This window comes from Nocardioides sp. (assembly GCF_016462705.1).
Classification (GTDB): Bacteria; Actinomycetota; Actinomycetes; order Propionibacteriales; family Nocardioidaceae; genus Nocardioides.
Genome location: NZ_JAEMSS010000087.1, coordinates 1 through 17,039 on the forward strand (window position 1 = coordinate 1; position 17,039 = coordinate 17,039).

General features: G+C 72.7%; 16 protein-coding genes. 8 read left to right on the top strand and 8 right to left on the bottom strand.

Features of this window, described 5'->3' with window-relative positions; all coding sequences use genetic code 11:
* Nucleotides 1-29: 29 nt before the first annotated feature.
* Both JHD21_RS12250 and JHD21_RS12255 read right to left on the bottom strand, forming a co-directional pair.
* On the bottom strand, nucleotides 30-464 hold the full coding sequence (locus JHD21_RS12250; RefSeq protein ID WP_292675480.1) for a hypothetical protein: 435 nt from the start codon (nucleotides 462-464) through the stop codon (nucleotides 30-32).
* Nucleotides 461-1,957: an FAD-dependent oxidoreductase gene (locus tag JHD21_RS12255; protein ID WP_292675484.1), complete on the bottom strand. Its 1,497-nt coding sequence runs from the start codon at nucleotides 1,955-1,957 to the stop codon at nucleotides 461-463. Before JHD21_RS12255 ends, JHD21_RS12250 begins: the two co-directional genes overlap by 4 nt.
* 116 nt (nucleotides 1,958-2,073) lie before the next feature.
* Between JHD21_RS12255 and JHD21_RS12260 the strand changes: the two genes are divergently transcribed.
* Nucleotides 2,074-2,727: a class II aldolase/adducin family protein gene (locus tag JHD21_RS12260; RefSeq protein ID WP_292675487.1), complete on the top strand. Its 654-nt coding sequence runs from the start codon at nucleotides 2,074-2,076 to the stop codon at nucleotides 2,725-2,727.
* Complete coding sequence (locus tag JHD21_RS12265; RefSeq protein ID WP_292675490.1) at nucleotides 2,724-3,668, top strand: PfkB family carbohydrate kinase; 945 nt, start codon at nucleotides 2,724-2,726, stop codon at nucleotides 3,666-3,668. The genes JHD21_RS12260 and JHD21_RS12265 overlap by 4 nt, the downstream gene beginning before the upstream one ends.
* A 19-nt stretch (nucleotides 3,669-3,687) precedes the next feature.
* Here the strand turns inward: JHD21_RS12265 and JHD21_RS12270 are convergent, their stop codons facing one another.
* The 4 genes from JHD21_RS12270 to JHD21_RS12285 are packed head-to-tail and all read right to left on the bottom strand — an operon-like array spanning nucleotide 3,688 to nucleotide 8,861.
* The gene (locus tag JHD21_RS12270) at nucleotides 3,688-4,620 is read right to left on the bottom strand and encodes a hypothetical protein (protein WP_292675493.1); all 933 of its coding nucleotides are present in this window, start codon (nucleotides 4,618-4,620) and stop codon (nucleotides 3,688-3,690) included.
* A gap of 51 nt (nucleotides 4,621-4,671) precedes the next feature.
* Nucleotides 4,672-6,180 carry an aminotransferase class V-fold PLP-dependent enzyme gene (locus JHD21_RS12275; protein ID WP_292675495.1) on the bottom strand — a complete coding sequence of 503 codons (1,509 nt, stop codon included), beginning with the start codon at nucleotides 6,178-6,180 and terminating at the stop codon, nucleotides 4,672-4,674.
* Nucleotides 6,177-7,505 (bottom strand): MFS transporter, encoded by a 1,329-nt coding sequence (locus JHD21_RS12280; RefSeq protein WP_292675498.1) that lies wholly within the window; start codon nucleotides 7,503-7,505, stop codon nucleotides 6,177-6,179. Before JHD21_RS12280 ends, JHD21_RS12275 begins: the two co-directional genes overlap by 4 nt.
* 9 nt (nucleotides 7,506-7,514) lie before the next feature.
* A complete protein-coding gene (locus JHD21_RS12285; protein WP_292675501.1) occupies nucleotides 7,515-8,861 on the bottom strand; it encodes an alpha/beta fold hydrolase in 1,347 nt (448 codons plus the stop codon).
* 60 nt (nucleotides 8,862-8,921) lie between these two features.
* Between JHD21_RS12285 and JHD21_RS12290 the strand changes: the two genes are divergently transcribed.
* On the top strand, nucleotides 8,922-10,511 hold the full coding sequence (locus JHD21_RS12290) for an FMN-binding glutamate synthase family protein (RefSeq protein ID WP_292675505.1): 1,590 nt from the start codon (nucleotides 8,922-8,924) through the stop codon (nucleotides 10,509-10,511).
* On the opposite strand, the gene JHD21_RS12295 is transcribed toward JHD21_RS12290, so the two are convergent.
* Nucleotides 10,508-11,938, bottom strand: a complete 1,431-nt coding sequence (locus JHD21_RS12295) for a trehalose-6-phosphate synthase (protein ID WP_292675508.1) — start codon at nucleotides 11,936-11,938, stop codon at nucleotides 10,508-10,510. The two genes, JHD21_RS12290 and JHD21_RS12295, sit on opposite strands and share 4 nt — an antisense overlap.
* A gap of 140 nt (nucleotides 11,939-12,078) precedes the next feature.
* On the opposite strand from JHD21_RS12295, the gene JHD21_RS12300 reads away from it, so the two are divergent.
* Both JHD21_RS12300 and JHD21_RS12305 read left to right on the top strand, forming a co-directional pair.
* A complete protein-coding gene (locus JHD21_RS12300) occupies nucleotides 12,079-13,386 on the top strand; it encodes a sensor histidine kinase (protein ID WP_292675512.1) in 1,308 nt (435 codons plus the stop codon).
* Between the two features lie 7 nt (nucleotides 13,387-13,393).
* Nucleotides 13,394-14,032: a response regulator transcription factor gene (locus JHD21_RS12305; RefSeq protein WP_292675515.1), complete on the top strand. Its 639-nt coding sequence runs from the start codon at nucleotides 13,394-13,396 to the stop codon at nucleotides 14,030-14,032.
* Nucleotides 14,033-14,153: 121 nt separating this feature from the next.
* Here the strand turns inward: JHD21_RS12305 and JHD21_RS12310 are convergent, their stop codons facing one another.
* Nucleotides 14,154-15,170 (bottom strand): Gfo/Idh/MocA family oxidoreductase, encoded by a 1,017-nt coding sequence (locus JHD21_RS12310; RefSeq protein ID WP_292675518.1) that lies wholly within the window; start codon nucleotides 15,168-15,170, stop codon nucleotides 14,154-14,156.
* A 98-nt stretch (nucleotides 15,171-15,268) separates the two neighbouring features.
* Here JHD21_RS12310 and JHD21_RS12315 point away from each other — a divergent pair, with 98 nt between their 5' ends.
* The 3 genes from JHD21_RS12315 to otsB are packed head-to-tail and all read left to right on the top strand — an operon-like array spanning nucleotide 15,269 to nucleotide 16,953.
* On the top strand, nucleotides 15,269-15,571 hold the full coding sequence (locus tag JHD21_RS12315; protein ID WP_292675522.1) for a DUF3263 domain-containing protein: 303 nt from the start codon (nucleotides 15,269-15,271) through the stop codon (nucleotides 15,569-15,571).
* A gap of 2 nt (nucleotides 15,572-15,573) precedes the next feature.
* Nucleotides 15,574-16,077, top strand: coding sequence for a LytR C-terminal domain-containing protein (locus JHD21_RS12320; protein WP_292675523.1), 504 nt, complete (start codon nucleotides 15,574-15,576; stop codon nucleotides 16,075-16,077).
* A gap of 30 nt (nucleotides 16,078-16,107) precedes the next feature.
* Nucleotides 16,108-16,953 carry a trehalose-phosphatase gene (gene otsB / locus JHD21_RS12325; RefSeq protein WP_292675526.1) on the top strand — a complete coding sequence of 282 codons (846 nt, stop codon included), beginning with the start codon at nucleotides 16,108-16,110 and terminating at the stop codon, nucleotides 16,951-16,953.
* The last annotated feature ends 86 nt before the right edge of the window (nucleotides 16,954-17,039 follow it).

A 17,039-nucleotide genomic window follows, 5' to 3' on the forward strand; every position in this document is an offset into this window, starting at 1 on the left:
CAATTTGACAAGCGCGCGGCCGATCCGTACTAACCGCCCCGGGCCCAGGTGGCGTAGTTGGGCACGGCGCCCGGGAGCTCGGCGACGGTCCGCCAGCGCCCGGTGCGGGTGTTGAGCGTCCGCACCGTGGACGTCGACGTGTCGAGCACCACGAGCTCGCCGGACCTGGTCTGGGTGGCGACCTGGACGCCGTGCTCGGCGCCGGCCCGCTGGCCGGGCACCTCCCAGGACCGGAGCAGCGTGCCCTTCCTGCTCCACTCGAGGACCCGCGACGGCGTGCCGGCCTCGACGGCGGCGTACGTGCCGGCGTAGACGCGCCCGTTGGTGTGCACGTGGACGTACGCCGGGTAGCCCGGCGCCGGGACCGTCGCGAAGACCGTCGTCTCGAACCTCTCGGCGGCCCGGGCGGGGGCGACGGGCGCGACCAGGACGCAGGTGAGCAGGACCAGCAGCAGGCGCTTCACAGGCGGTCCAGGACCTCGAGGGCGGCACGCTCTCCGGAGCGGACCGCACCGTCCATGTAGCCGGACCAGTAGGTCGAGGTCTCCGTGCCCGCCCAGTGCACCCGGCCGTGCGGGGTGCGGATGGCCGGGCCGAACTCGACCAACGACCCCGGCGCGTGGATGGCCGTGGGGCCGCCCCCGGTCCAGCGCTCCTTGGTCCAGTCGTGCTCGACGTAGTCGATGGGGCTGAGCGCCTGGGGGCCGAACATCGCGGCGAAGCCCTCGAGCACGGCCTGGCGGCGCTGGGACTGGGGGAGGACGCCGTACGTCCGCCACGTCGAGCCGCCGACGAACGCCAGCAGGACGCCCGGGCCGCCGTCGGCCGGGGTGTTGTCGAACACCGCGCGGGCGGCACCGGAGTCGTTGATGCCGAACCCGTTGAGGCCGGCCGCCCGCCAGAACGGCGTGGCGTACACCGCGTCGCACTTCATCAGCTGGCCCATGTCGAGGGCCCGCATCAGCTGCTCGCGGCGGACCGGCAGCCGCGGGAACCAGTCGATGTCGAGCACCATCGGCGGCGGCGCGGCCACGATGACCCGCTTGGCCCGGACCACGCCGCGACCGGTGTGCACCCGGACCTGGCCGTCGCGTTGGTCGATCCGCTCGACCGGCGCCTTGAGGGCCACGATGTCGCCGAGCTTCTTGGCCAGCCGCAGTGGGATCAGCTGCGAGCCACCCACGAACCGGCTCTCCTGGGCGCCGCCCGCCGTGTCGGAGTTGCGGGAGAACGTGCCGACGTTCTGCTCGTCCCCGGAGCAGGCGACGTACCACAGGGCGAAGAGGAACGAGATCTCGTTGGGGTCCGCGCCGAAGCCGGGCTGGCTCCAGCACCGGATCAGGTTCTCCACGCCGTCGGCGTTGAGCGAGCTGGAGCGGATCCACTCCCCGAGGGTGATCGCGTCCCACTCGCGGGCCCGGGGGTGCGCCCACGGCGCGTCGACCGCGATCTCGGCGGCGTACGCGTCGATCCGGGCGAGCAGGATCGCCGCGTCGGGGAGGATCGTCGGGTCGGGCGGGACGGTGCCGGAGTACTCCATCCGGCCCGTGGTGGAGGAGACGTAGACGCTGTTGCCGGTGTTGTACTCGAGGAACGTCGGCACCCCGAGCTGCTTGGCGAGCCGGGCGATGTGGGTCTGGGTGGGGCCGATGAAGGCGCCGCCGGACTCGATGACGTCGCCCTGCCGGTTGAGCGTGTGGTTGAGCACCCGGCCGCCGACCCGCTTGCGGGCCTCCACGACCAGCACGTCGTGACCTCGGCGGGCGACCTTGCGGGCCGCGACCAGGCCCGCGATCCCCGCGCCGACGACCACGACGTCGACCTTCGTGGGCAGTGCGCCCTGGCGGGTGCCGGCCAGCACGGAGGCCTCCGTGTCGGCGGTCAGGACTCCGGTGCCGAGGGCGGCCCCGGCGGCGCCCGACAGCAGACCTCGGCGGGACAGGGCGGTGGTGATCACGTCGGCTCCTACACTGCGCTCGTGCTGAGTGGTGCGGGGACTACCTCGGGGACTGCCTGGGGAACTAGCTGGGTCAACGGGTCGGGCCGCGACCCGTCACGGGCTGGAGCGGCTTTGTGACCGTTCTCCTACGCGAGCAGGTCGCCGAGGCGGCCCGGCGGCTGGCGCACGAGGGTCTGCTAGTGGGCACCGCCGGCAACGTGTCGGCCCGGTCCGGTGACCGCGTCGGGATCACCGCCTCCGGCGTCGTGCTCGCGGGCTGCCGTCCCGACGACGTCACGGTGGTGACGCCGACCGGCGAGGTCGTCGAGGGCGAGCTCGCGCCGAGCTCGGAGCTGTCCCTGCACCTCGGGGTCTACGCCGACACCGAAGCGGCCGCTCTCGTGCACACGCACGCCCCCTACTCCACGGCGGTGGCGTGCGTGCTCGAGGAGCTGCCGGTGATCCACTACCAGCAGCTGCTCCTCGGCGGTGCCGTGCGCGTGGCCCCGTACGCCACCTTCGGCACGCCGGAGCTGGCCACCACGGTCCGCGAGGCGCTCGCCGGCCGGCAGGCCGCGCTGATGGCCAGCCACGGGTCGGTCGCGGTCGGTGCGTCGCTGTCGGCGGCCACGGACAACGCCCTGCTGCTGGAGTGGCTCGCCGCGCTCTACCACCGGGCGTCGGCCCTCGGCACCCCCAAGGTCCTCACGCAGGACGAGCAGGACGACGTGGTCCGCCAGGCCATGTCCCGTAACTATGGAACGCCTCAGGAGTTTGATCCCCAGTGAAGATCGCGACCGTCGGGGTGCACGTCCTCGACACCCACGTCATCGGCATCGAGTCGATCCCTGCCGGGTCGGACGGCCAGCTCGTCGAGACGATCCGGATGTCCCCGGCCGGCACCGCCGGAGGGACCGCGGTGGTCCTGTCCCGGCTCGGTGCCGAGGTGGCGTCGTACGGCGCGGTGGGTGCCGACCCGATCGCGACCACGCTGCTGGCCCTGCTCGAGGGCGAGGGCGTCGACGTCTCCGGGCTGGTGACCAAGCCGGACCAGCAGACGTCCTCGTCGGTCATCCCGGTCCGGCCGAACGGCGACCGTCCGGCATGGCACTGCATCGGCGCCAACGGCGCGTTCACCCTCGACGACCTCGACCTGTCTCTGCTCGACGGCTGCACGCACGTGCACCTCGGCGGGCCGGAGTTCCTCGGCGGCGAGGCGGCCGGCAAGCTGCTCGCGCACGCCCGGTCGATCGGCGCCACCACGTCACTCGACATCCTCGCGCCCGGCGACCCGGACATGCTGGCCTGGATCGCCGACGCCCTGCCGCAGACCGACTACCTGCTGCCCAACGACGAGCAGGTGCTGGGGTTCACCGGCGCCGCGTCCCTGGAGGACGGCTGCCGGGCGCTGGTCGAGGCCGGCGCCGGCTGCGTCGCAGCCACCGCCGGCTCGCGGGGTGCGGTCGTCGTGGCCCGGGGGAACGGGGACGTCGTCGAGACGCTCGAGGTGCCGGCGTACGAGATCGAGGTCGTCGACACCACCGGCTGCGGCGACGCGTTCTCGGCCGGCTTCCTGCGCGGGCTGTCGCTCGGTGGTGGCCTCAGGTCGGCCGCCGACCTCGGCTGCGCCACCGCCGCCCAGGTCGCCCAGGGCCTCGGCACCGATGCCGGCTCCTACACCCTGGCGTCGGTCCAGCAGTTCATGACGACGACCCCGACGCGGGGATAGCCCGCGCCGGGGATGTCGGTCAGCTGGAGGCGAGCGCGACGACGCTGATCCTGATGTCCGCCCAGTCGATGTCGCCGTCCTCCTCGAAACACTGCATCGTGACGTCGATGGTCGAGTTTCCGGAGAGGGCATTGGTCAAGCCGGTGAGCGTGAAGACGTCGCGGGCCTCGTTCTCCTTCAGGGTGAAGTCCTGGGCCTGGCCAACGGTGGCGCCATTGGCGCGAAGCACGCACTCGCCCTCGACCTCGTCGGTCTCGTCGACCTCGAAACCGGCACCAGTCCCGTCGTCCAGGTCGACCGCAACCGCGGTCCCCGAGGCCAGGATCAGCAGCCGGGACTGGCGCGGGAGGGTGATGGAGACGGCCCCGCACTCGGACCCTTCCGCCAGCCCCTGGTCGTCGGTGCAGTTCGTGGCAGCGCCGATTCGACCCATGCCGGCGAAGTCGGTCGCGTCGAAGCCCTCGAGCGCGCCGGCATTGACATTGACCAGGGTCGACTCGGTGATGTCGGTGCCCGTCAGCGAGTTGTCGGTGACCTCGGCGGAGCCGATGGCGTTGCCGGCGATGGTCGGGTTGGGGTAGCTGCCGGTCAGGTCGCCGCCGGCGGCACCGGTGGACGGGCCCGGCGGGCCCTGGATGCCTTGGATCCCCTGCTGTCCCTGGGGCCCTTGCGGCCCGGGGGGGCCCGCAGGACCGGCGAGGCCGGTCGACCCCGCCGGCAGCTGGCCGGGAGCGAAGTCTGCGGCCAGGAGGGAGCTGTCCTTGACGTCGGCCGAGCTGACCTGGCCGTCGGCGATCTTGCTTGACTTCACGGAGTTGTTCTTGAGCTGCTTGGTGCCGACGCTGTTCTTGGGCAGCGCGGTGACCGCGTAGGAGGTACCGCCGATCGCGATGAAGAGGGCCAGCAGGGCGATGGCGTTGTGGCGGACGAAGGCCGAAAGTGACGACTTCATGGGCGGTCCTGACGGATGTGCCCCGAGGCGAGTCGATGGGATCCGAAGAAACTAGGGGCGGCTGGTCCCGCTGTCTACGGCCTGTCCGCGCCTCGGCTGTGCCCCTGGGACGTCATCTCGGCCCGGGGGGTGCGCCGGCCTCGTCAACCGGTCCAGGAACGCCACCAACAGGGCCTCGCGCATGGCGGGGGAGGCCAGGTCGAGCATGGCGTTGACCTCGGCCATCCGGCTGGGCAGGGCGAGCCCGCCACCGTCGCTGTCGCCGACGAGCCCGGACGCCGCGAGCAGGCCGTCGAAGTCGGCGTCGGTCAGCGCGGCCGGGTCCAGGGACTCGATGTACGACGCGATGCCGGGGTCGACGGTGACGGGTCCGGTCCGCTGTGCGGCCGCCACCGACTCGGTCAGGGCGGTGAGGAAGCCGTCGACGTGGGCCAGCGTCCCGGCGCTGACCGACAGGTGGATCGACGGCCGCTGCCCGGCGTAGGACATCTGTGGCTGGACGTACCAGCCGCGTTCGCGCATCTCGTCGCAGATCGTGAAGGCGTCGCAGCTGCCGTCGGGCTCGAACGCGACGAGTGAGGAGTCCGGCCGGGTCACCAGGGACAGGGCGGGCGCCGCCTCGATGCCGGCCACGATCGCGTCGACCGCCTCGAACAGCCGCCGGCTGAGCGCCAGGTAGCCGTCGTCGCCGAGCGTCTCCACGACCGCCCAGGCGCCGGCCAGCGGCCCGCCCGACTTCGTCGACTGCATCGTGGAGTTGAGCATCGTGTAACCCGGCCAGTCCGCGGAGGCGAAGAACTGTGGCTTGCGCAGCTCGGGGGTCCGGTGCAACAGCAGCGAGGTGCCCTTGGGTGCGTAGCCGTACTTGTGCAGGTCGACCGACACCGACGTGACGCCGTCGACCGCGAAGGACCACGGCGGCACGTCGCGGCCGAGCCGGGCGGCGTACGGCAGGACCCAGCCGCCGATGCAGGCGTCCACGTGGCAGCGGATGCCGCGGGCCTGCGCGAGCGCGGCGATCTCCGGGACCGGGTCGACGACGCCGTGGGCGTACGACGGCGCGCTGGCGACCAGCAGGACGACCCGGTCGCCGAGGTCGCGCACCGCGGCCGCGGTCGCGTCGACGTCGGCCCGGAAGTCCGGCCCGACCGGGACCACCCGCTTCTCGACGCCGAAGTAGTGGGCGGCCTTGTCGAAGGCGGCGTGCCGGGTCGACGGCACCACCATCGCGGGGCGCTCGACGTCGGGGCGGCCGTCGCGAGCGGTCTGCACGGCCAGCAGGACCGACTCGGTGCCGCCCGAGGTGACCGTCCCGACGCCGGTGTCCGGGGCGTCGAGGAGCCGGAGCCCGAAGCCGACCAGGTCGTTCTCCATCCGCAGGAGGCTGGGGAAGGCGGTCGGGTCCAGCCCGTTGGTGGCGGCCGCGGCCGCGACCGCCTCGCGGGCGATCCGGTCGATGTCGGGCAGCCCGGAGTCGTAGACGTAGGCGAGCGTCCGGCCGCCGTGGACCGGGAGGTCGTCGGCCTGCAGGGCACGCAGCCGGGCCAGGGCGTCGGTCACGTGCCTACCTCCGAGGTCTCGACGTCGGACGACGTCAGCGAGTAGCGGACCAGCCAGACCAGGCTCAGCAGGACCAGCGCCGCCGGCAGCACCGAGAACCCGAGGGTGATCGCGGTGAGGGCGCTGTCCGGCTGGGCCACGTCGCCGTCCGTGCTCGACCTGTACCCACCGATCGCGAGGACCACCGCGAACAGTCCCGGCCCGAGCGCCAGGCCCAGCGTCTCGCCGGCGGTCCACACCCCGGTGTAGACGCCCACCCTCCCGGAGCCGGTGCGGCGCGCGTCGACGGCGGCCGCGTCCGGCAGCATCGCCATCGGGAACACCTGCGCGCCGGCGTACCCGACACCCACCAGCGCGACCGCCAGGAAGACCACGATGCTCGGGGCGGTCCGCGCCGAGGCGACCAGGAGCGCGCCGACCGCGAGGAAGCCCGACGACACCAGGTAGCCGCGTTTCTTGCCGACCCGGGCGCCGTACGCCGACCAGGCGGGCGTGAGCAGGAGGGCCGGGGCCACGAAGCAGACGAACAGGATCGTGGACGCCCCCTTCTTGCCGAGCACGTCGGTGGCCAGGTAGTCGACGCCGGCCAGCATGCACCCGGTCGCGAGCGCCTGGACGACGAACGTCGTGAGCAGCAGCCGGAAGTCCCGGGCGCCGGCGACGATCCGCAGCTGGTCGCGCAGCGAGCCCACGCCCGGCTGCACCGAGCCCACCGGCGCGTGCCGGGTGCCGCGGTAGGCGCTGACGACGCCGATCGCGATGATCGTGGCCATCACCACGCCCATCACCCGGTAGCCGTCCCGGCCGCCCACGCCGTCGCGGATCAGGGGCGCGGTCGCGCCGGCGAGCATGATCGTGAAGGCCAGGATCGCCACCCGCCAGGTCATCAGCCGGGTGCGCTCGTCGTACGACGCCGTCATCTCCGCCGGCATCGAGACGTAGGGGACCTGGAAGAACGCGTACGCCGTCGCGCAGGCCAGGAAGAAGACCAGCACCCAGGCCGCCTCGAGGACCTTCGACCCCATGTCCGGCGCCGCGAAGATGAGCGCGAACGACGCCGCGAGCAGCAGGCCGGCGCGCAGCAGCCAGGGGCGCCGAGGTCCGCGCGGGTCGTCGGTGCGGTCGCTGATCCGGCCGGCGATCGGGTTGAGGACCACGTCCCACGCCTTCGGCAGGAACACGATGAACCCGGCCGCCAGCGCGGCGATCCCGAGGCTGTCGGTCAGGTAGGGCAGCAGCATCAGCCCCGGCACGGTGCCGAACGCGCCGGTCGCGACCGAGCCCGACCCGTAGCCGAAGCGAACGGAACGGGGGAGCGCGGTCACCGCCGCAGGCTAGCGGGCGAGGCTGCGCGAACCGGCCGAGCCGTACCGGCGGGTCGGGTTCACCCCGATCGTGGGCTCCGCCGCCTTCCTGACGGGCGCCTTCGTGGCGGCGGTCTTCTTGGCCGGTGCCTTCTTCGCGGTGGTCTTCTTGGCCGGTGCTTCCTTGGCCGGTGCCTTCTTCGCGGTGGTCTTCCTGGCCGGTGCCTTCTTGGCCGTCGCCTTCTTGGCAGGTGCCTTCTTCGTGGCCTTCTTGCGAGGCTTGGTAGCGGTCTCGGCGGCCGGCTGCTCCGCGCCCGACCAGCGCGAGATCCACTCGTCCATGACCCGCCAGGTCGTGGACCGGGCGGCCCGGCCGGTCAGCATCCCGAGGTGGCCACCGGGCACGATCTCGAACCGCACCTCGGGCGAGCCGGTCAGCAGCGGCACGACCGCCTTCACCGCCGCGACCGGGGCGATGCCGTCGGTCGAGCCCGCGAAGACCAGCACCGGGACCCGGATGTCCGCGATCCGGATCGACCGGTCGCCGAGCTCCAGCTCGCCGGTGCGCATGGCGTTGCCCTTGACGAAGCGGTGGTAGAGCTGGCCGAAGGTCCGGCCGGGGTAGGCGATCATGTTGTCGGTGAACCGGTCCACCGCCTCGACCTGGGCGAGGAAGTCGGCGTCGTCCAGGTTGGCCGCCAGCGCGACCGGCTTGGTGACCAGCTTCTGGAACGACGACAGCTGGAACGCCCACTTGACCAGCGGCTTCGGGGCGCCGCCCATCACCCGGTAGGCGCGCGTGATCGCACCGCGACCGTCGGTGAGGTTGAACAGCGGACGCAGCGGGGCGACGAGCGGCACCAGGCTCACGTCGAGCGGCGAGCCGACGACGGTGAGGGAGGCGATCGGCAGGTCGGGGCGGTCGGCCGCGGTGAGCATGCTGAAGATCCCGCCGAGGCTCCAGCCGATGACGTGCACGGGCCGCCCGCCGGCGTGGGCGGACACCGCCGCGACCGCCTCGGGGAGGACCTCGTCGACCCAGTGCTCCATGCCGAGCCCGCGGTTGCGGAACGACACCTCGCCGTACTCCACGAGGTAGGTCGGGCGGCCCTCGGTCACGAAGTGCTCGGCCAGGGAGCACCCCCGCCGCAGGTCGTAGCAGATCGCGGGTGCGGCGAGGGGCGTCACCATGAGGACGGGGTCGCCGTGCTCGCGGGCGCCCGCCTTCGGGCGGTAGTGGTAGACCTCGCGCAGCTCGCCCTCGTCGATCAGGGTGCGCGGCATCGGGCGCAGGTCCGCGAGCCCGCCGTAGAGCACCTTGTGCGCCACGTTGCCCGCCGCGGCGACGACCTGGTCGGGTTTGGGGATCAGGTCCATGGGCGGAGCCTATGCGGGGCGCCTCGACACTGACACCCGTCCCGCGGTTACCTACGTCGCATGAGGCTCTCGCGCGTCGCGGCGCTGGGCGCGGCCGCGCTCGGGGCCGTCGCCACCCACGACGTCATCCAGCGCAAGCACGCGATCCTGCGCAACTACCCGGTCATCGGCCACCTGCGCTTCCAGCTGGAGCGGTTCGGTCCCGAGCTGCGGCAGTACATCGTGACCTCGAACGACGAGGAGCGTCCGTTCAGCCGCGACCAGCGGCGCTGGGTCTACTCGTCGGCCAAGCTGGAGAACTCCTACTTCGGTTTCGGCACCGACAACAACGTCGAGAGCGCCGAGGCCTGGCCGGTCATCAAGCACCGGACCTTCACCGGTCCGGGCGCCACGACCGGCCGGCACGGCGGTGAGGGGGTGGCCCTGCCCGCGGGCAAGGTGCTGGGCGGGCCCCGGGGCCGGCGGCACGCGTTCCGGCCGGCGTCCGTCGTCAACATCTCCGGGATGAGCTTCGGGTCGCTGTCGGCGAACGCGGTCGAGGCGCTCAACAAGGGCGCCGCGCTCGCCGGCTGCTGGCACAACACCGGGGAGGGCGCACTGTCGCCGTACCACCGCAACGGCGGCGACCTGGTCTTCCAGATCGGTACGTCGTACTTCGGCTGCCGTGACGAGGACGGCGCCTTCGACCTCGCCCGGCTCGTCGACCTGGTCGCCTCCGCGCCGGTCCGGGCGATCGAGGTCAAGCTGTCCCAGGGCGCGAAGCCCGGGCTCGGCGGCATGCTCCCGGGCGCGAAGGTCAGCCAGGAGATCGCCGACATCCGCGGCATCCCGGCCGGCCGGGACTGTGCCTCGCCGAGCCGGCACCAGGTGTTCCACGACGTCGACTCGATGCTCGACTTCGTCGAGCTGGTCGCGGACGCCACCGGACTGCCGGTGGGGATCAAGGCGGCCGTCGGCAACCTGGAGTTCTGGGACCGGCTGGTGACCGAGATGTCCCGCGGGCCCGTCCGGAGCGGGCGCGGTGTCGACTTCGTCAACGTCGACGGCGGCGAGGGCGGCACCGGCGCGGCGCCCCTGGTCTTCTCCGACGCCGTCGCCTACCCGTTCCGGCTGGGCTTCGCCCACGTCTACCGCCGGTTCGCGGCCGCCGGCCTGACCGACGACGTGTTCTTCATGGGGGCCGGCAAGCTCGGGCTGCCGGAGTCGGCCGCGGTGGCGTTCGCCCTGGGCGCCGACTCGGTCAACGTCGGCCGCGAGGCGATGTTCGCGATCGGCTGCATCCAGGCCCAGCGGTGCCACACCGACCACTGCCCCACCGGCGTGGCCACCCAGAACGCCTGGCTCCAGCGTGGGCTCGACCCCGAGCTGAAGTCCGTGCGGACCGCCAACTACCTGGTCTCGCTGCGCCGGGACCTGCTCAAGGTCTCCGAGGCCGTCGGGGTCGTGCACCCCGGGCTCATCACCGCCGACGACATCGACATCGCCCAGGGCATCGAGTCGTCCCGGACCCTGCGCGAGGTCTACGGCTACGAGCCCGGCTGGGGCGCGCTGGGCCCGCGCCTGCAGGCGGACCTGGTCGACCTGATGTGCCGGGACCTGCCGGTGCCCGAGTCGCCACCGACCGCGGCGCGGGGTGGGGGCGGCAGCTAGGAACGCCGGGCCGGGCGCAGCGTCTTCTCGTGCGAGCTGCCGGCGGTGTCGGCCAGCGCGGACATGAAGCTGTCGGCCCACGCGGTGACGTCGTGCTGGGTGACCTGCTTGCGCATCGCCTTCATCCGGCGGGTCACCTCCTGCTCGTCGGCCTGGTACGCCGCGAGCAGGGCCGCCTTCATGCCGTTGATGTCGTAGGGGTTGACCAGCCACGCCTGGCGCAGCTCGTCCGCGGCGCCGGCGAACTCCGACAGGACGAGCGCGCCGTCGTCGTCGGCCCGGCAGGCGACGTACTCCTTGGCGACCAGGTTCATCCCGTCGCGGTAGGGCGTCACCACCATGACGTCCGCGGTGCGGTAGAACGCCGCCATCTCCTCGCGGGACAGGGAGGTGTGCAGGTAGTGCACCGCGGGACGGCCGATCCGGCCGTGCTCGCCGTTGATCCGGCCGACCAGCCGCTCGATCTCGTCGCGGAGGAGCTGGTACTGCTCGACCTGCTCGCGGGACGGCACGGCGACCTGCACGAAGACCGCGTCCTCCACGTCGAAGTGGCCGTCCTCGATGAGCTCGCTGAACGCGCGCAGCCGCGCGTAGATGCCCTTGGTGTAGTCGAGCCGGTCGCAGCCGAGGAACACCCGGCGCGGGTTGCCCAGCGCGACCCTGATCTCCTCGGCCCGGGTCACCGCCTCGGGGCTGGTGGCCAGGGTCTCGAAGCCCTTGGCGTCGATCGAGATCGGGTACGCCGCCGCGCGGACGGTCCGGCCGTCGGGGAGGTAGACCAGGTCCCGGTGCGTCTTGTGGCCGACCCGCTGCCGCACCAGGCGGACGAAGTTCTGGGCCCCCCCGGGCAACTGGAAGCCGACCAGGTCGGCACCGAGCAGGCCCTCGAGGATCTGCCGTCGCCAGGGGAGCTGCTGGAACAGCTCGGCGGGCGGGAACGGGATGTGCAGGTAGAAGCCGATCCGCAGGTCCGGGCGCAGCTCGCGCAGCATCCGGGGCACCAGCTGCAGCTGGTAGTCGTGGACCCAGACCGTGGCGTTCTCGTTGGCCTGCTCCGCGGCGGCCGCGGCGAACCGCTCGTTGACCTCGACGTAGCTCTCCCACCACTCCCGGTGGAACTCCGGCTTGGCGACCAGGTCGTGGTACAGCGGCCACAACGTGCCGTTGGAGAAGCCCTCGTAGTGCCCCTCGATGTCCTCGGCGGTCATCGTCATCGGGACCAGCGCGAGCCCGTCGTCCTCGAACTCCTCGAGGTCCTGCTCGGTCCCCCCGGGCCAGCCCATCCAGACGCCGTCGTAGCCCCTCAGCACGGGCTCGATGGCGCTGACCAGACCGCCCGGCGACCGCGTCCAGCTGGTCGACCCGTCCCGGTTGGTCACCCGGTCGACGGGCAGCCGGTTGGCGACGATCACCAGGTCGTGGGGCACGCCCCCACCTTAGGAGGCGGGCGCCGCGACCCCTACGGGTGAGGCGACCTCCGCGTGCACCCGGGTGTCGGGCTGGCCCGACACCGAGAGTGGTGCTGGCAGGATCGCGGTCGGGCCCGCGCGGGAGCAGGCTCAAGGACATGACCCAGCTCGCGCACGACACCGCCGACACCGACCGTCCAGAGAACGCCCCTGTGAGCATCGACTTCACCGACCTGCGCCGGACCCTCCGCGAGTCGGCGTACACCCTGACCGCGTTCCCGCTCGGCCTGGCGTCGTTCGTCCTGATGGTCGTCCTGGTCGCGACCGGGCTGGGCACCGCCGTCATCGTCGGCGGGTTCCTGCTGGTCGTCCTCGCGGTCATGGTGGCCCGCGGGTTCGCGCGGCTCGAGCGGTTCCGGCTGCGCACGTGGCTCGGGCGGGACGTCGCGACCCCGGCGTACCGGTGCCCGCCTCGCGACGCCGGGTTCGTCCGTCGGTCGGTGACGCCGCTGCGCGACCCCCAGTCCTGGCTCGACGTGGTGTGGGGCGTCATCTCGTTCGTGACCGGCACCTTCGTCTTCGTCGTCACCCTGGTCTGGTGGGCGGCGGTCGCCAACGGGCTGACCTACTGGTTCTGGGAGCGCTACCTGCCGGACGACGGCCGGGACGAGTCGCTCGCCGAGCTCATCGGCTTCGGCGACACCCGGTTCGCCGACGTCGCGCTGCAGACGATGATCGGGCTCATCGCCCTGCTGACCCTGCCGTTCGTGGTCCGGGGGATGGCGCTGCTGCACGGCGGGCTGGCCGAGGCCGTGCTGTGCGGGCGGGCCGAGCTCCAGCAGGAGGTGGCCCGCGTGGAAGGTGGACGCGACGCGGCCCGCGGCGCCGAGGCCGCCTCGCTGCGCCGCCTCGAGCGCGACATCCACGACGGGCCGCAGCAGCGCCTGGTGCGGCTCTCGATGGACCTCGGCCGGGCCCGCAAGCAGCTCGACCAGGACCCCGCGAAGGTCGCCGAGACGCTGGACGCGGCGCTGGTCCAGGCCCGGGAGACCGTCGACGAGCTGCGCTCCCTCTCCCGGGGCATCGCCCCGCCGCTGCTGGTCGACCGGGGGCTGCGGGCCGCGCTGGGCGAGCTGATGGTGCGCTCGGACCTCCCCGTCGAGTCGGTGGTCCGGGTGCCCGAGGACCTGCCCCCGCACGTCGAGACGACGGTCTACTTCGTGGTCGCCGAGGCCCTCACGAACGTCGCCAAGCACAGCGGCGCCGAGCGGGTGTCGGTGCAGGTCGTGGCGTCGCCCGGCGCCGTGACGGTCCGGGTCGAGGACGACGGCCGCGGCGGCGCGCACCTGGGCAAGGGCTCGGGCCTCGCCGGGCTGGCCCAGCGGGTCGCCGGCGTCGACGGCACGTTCGAGGTGACCTCGCCCGACGGCGGGCCGACCGTCCTGGCTGCCACCATCCCTGTGTGATGTCGACGTGAGGCTGGTGGTCGCCGACGACTCGGTCCTGCTCCGCGAGGGTCTCCAGCTGCTCCTCGCCGAGGCCGGGCACGAGGTCGTCGCCGCGGTCGGGGACGGGCCGGCCTACGTCGCCGCTGTCCTCGACCTGCGACCCGACGCCAGCATCGTCGACGTCCGGATGCCGCCGAGCCACACCGACGAGGGCCTGCGTGCGGCGGTCGAGGTGCGCCGGACCTGGCCGGAGGCGCGGATCATGGTGCTGTCGCAGTACGTCGAGGTGTCCTACGCCGACGACCTGCTCGCGTCGGGCGAGGGCGGGACCGGCTACCTGCTGAAGGACCGGGTCAGCGACGTCGACGACTTCCTGCGCTCGCTCGACTCGGTCGCCGAGGGTGGGACGGTCCTCGACCCCCTGGTCGTCCAGCAGCTCATGGGACGCCGCCGCGACCCGCTGGCCGGGCTGACCCCGCGCGAGCTCGAGGTCCTGGCGCTGATGGCCGAGGGCCGGTCGAACGCCTCGATCGCCGAGGCGCTGGCGGTCACCCTGGGCGGGGTCGAGAAGCACACCCAGCGGATCTTCGCCAAGCTCGGCCTGCTGCCCGACGACGCCCAGCACCGGCGGGTGCAAGCGGTGATCAGGTACCTCCGGGTGTAGGGGCTCTCGCTGGGGCCAGGGGCCGACGGTTCATCAAGGGATGTCGGCGGACCTGCACTTCCCAGGGCGAGCTGACTGCGGGAGGTGCGGCTTCACCGACATCCCTTGGTGAACCAGCAGGTCAGCCGCCGTCGGTCGGGAACTCCACGCCCACCTGCCGGCGTACGTCGTCCATCTGGCGCAGGATCGTCAGGGTCTGCGCGTGCGGCACCAGCGGGCTCTCCCGCAGCCCCGCGTCGAGGCAGCGGCCGACCTCGGCGATCTCGTGGCTGAAGCCGTGGCCGATGACCGGGGTGGCGCCGGTGATGAGCTCCGGGTCGGCCCCGGTGGTGCCGTCGCCGCTGCCGGCGGCGTAGGAGGTCCAGGCCGCGGCGGCGGGGTGGTGGAAGTCCTCGAGGGTCAGCCGGCCGGTGTCGGTGGCGATCTCGGCGCGGCGGGACGACCACGAGGTCAGCGACGCGGTCATCGTCGCCAGGGCACCACCGGGGTAGCGGCCGCTGATGGCGACGTCGAGGTCGATGCCGTCGTCGGAGAGGCCCGCGGTCGCCACCAGCTCCTCGGCCTCGCCGAGCATCAGGTGCGCGAGCGTGAGCGGGTAGATCCCCATGTCGAGCAGCGCGCTCGCCCCGAGCTCCGGCTGCCGCATCCGCGGTGAGGCCTCCGGCGGGACGACGAAGCCGAGCTCGGCGTGCAGCTGGCGCGGCGTACCCAGGTCGCCGTCCCTGATCCGGTCCCGCACCGCCAGGATGACCGGGTGGCAGGCGGTCCACATGGCCTCCATGAGGAACCGGTCGTGCTCGGTGGCGAGCGCGATCATCTCCTCCGCCTCGGCGGCCGACAGGGTCAGCGGCTTCTCGCAGAGGACGTGCTTGCCGGCCTCGAACGCGAGCCGTGCGTGCTCGAGGTGCAGGGCGTGCGGCGAGGCGATGTAGACGACGTCGACGTCCGGGTCGCCGACCAGCTCCTCGTAGGAGCCGTACGACGCCGCGACGCCGAACTCCTCGGCGAACCCGCGGGCCCGCTCCGCCGAGCGCGAGCCCACCGCGACCAGCTCGGCGCCCGGGACCAGGGCGAGGTCGGAGGCGAAGGTGCGGGCGATGCGGCCGGGGCCGAGAATGGCCCATCTGGTCGTGGTCATGCCCGGGAGTCTCGCCGGTGGTGAGGCCGGGGGTCCACCGCGGCGACGCCTCCGTGTGTCGAATGACATCGATGTGATTCCTCGCCTACAGTGGCACCATGGACGCCGCGAACGTGGGCAGCGCTGCTGCTTCGGAGCCGCAGTTCCACGCTGCCCTCAGTGACCGCGACCGCGACATCCTCGAGTTCGAGCGGCACTGGTGGAAGTACGCCGGCGCCAAGGAGACCGCGGTGCGCGAGAAGTTCGACATGTCGTCGACGCGCTACTACCAGGTGCTCAACGCCCTGATCGACCGGCCCGAGGCGCTCGAGGCGGACCCGCTCCTCGTCCGCCGGCTCAGGAGGCTGCGCGCGGCGCGGCAGCGGCAGCGCTCGGCGCGTCGTCTCGGCTTCGAGCTCTGACGATGCCCGTCTCCACGGCCGCCCGGGCCCGCGACGAGCGTGGGCTGGTCCTGCCCTCGCCCGTGGTGATGCTGAGCATCGTGGCCGTCCTCATGGCCGCGGTGGCCTTCGTCGCCACCCGCAACGCGCCCGCGACCGAGCGGGAGATCGCTCCCGCCGCCCAGCAGCCGACGGCCGCCCCCACGCCGACGGCCGAGCCGACCAAGAAGCCGCCCGCGAAGCCGCAGGTCGACCGCTCCAAGGTGCCGGTGGAGGTCTACAACAACTCCGGGATCACCGGGCTCGCCGGCCGGGTCGCCACCCGGACCAGCAAGATCGGCTGGCAGGTCGTCGGCTCCGACAACTGGTACGGCACGGTCGACGCGACGACCGTCTACTACCCCAAGCGGCTCAAGGCGGCGGCCAAGCAGCTCGCGCTCGACCTCGGCATCCGGCGTACCGCCCCCGCCGTCGAGCCGATGCGTCTCGACCGGCTCACCCTGATCCTCACGGGGCCTCTCGACTGACCCTGCTCCCGCCTCTGCTTGGGTGGACTCATGGAGTTCGGCTCGGTCGAGGGCGAGCAGAAGTACGCCGCCCTGGTGCGGGCGTCCGCGGACGCCGTCGTGGGGCTCGACTTCGACGGCACCCTCGCGCCGATCGTGGACGACCCCGAGCTGGCCCACATCCACGAGGACGCCGCGGAGGTCCTGGTCGGGCTCGCCCTCCAGGTCCGCGCCGTCGCCGTGATCACCGGGCGCCCCGCCCGCCAGGCCCTCGACCTGGGCGGGCTCGAGGCGGTCGGCAACGCGATCGGTGACGCCGGCAAGGAGCTGTTCGTCTTCGGGCAGTACGGCAACGAGCGGTGGAGCTCCACGAACCGCCGGGTCATCTCGCCGCGACCGCCCACCGGCCTGGCGACGTTCCTGCGCGACCTGCCCCGGTTCCTGCGGCGCGCCGGCGCCGAGGACGCCCACGTCGAGGAGAAGGGCCTCGCGGTCGCCATCCACACCCGCCGGATGCGCGACCCGGAGCGTGCGACCGAGGTCCTGCTCCCGCTGCTGCGGGACCTGGCCGGCAGCCACGACCTGGTCGTCGAGCCGGGCCGCAACGTGGTCGAGGTGCGCTCGGCCGGCATGCACAAGGGGCTGGCGGTCGAGAAGATCGCGAGCGAGGTCGAGGCGGGCGCGTTCTGCTTCATCGGGGACGACCTCGGTGACGTCGAGGCCTTCGACGCGGTGACCGCGATGTCCAAGAACGGGATGCCCACCCTGCTGGTCTGCTCGGCGTCCGACGAGCAGGCGGCCCTGGTCCCGCTCTCCGACCTCGTCGTCCACGGCCCCGACGGCGTCATGGCCTTCCTGCGCCAGCTGACCGCGGACGCGGCGGCGCTGCGGGCCTAGGGGCGGGCGGAGTCACCGGAGATCCGGGGACTCTGTCGCTTCTGCACCGAGATCTGGGTGCAGAAGCGTCAAGGTCGGTACATATC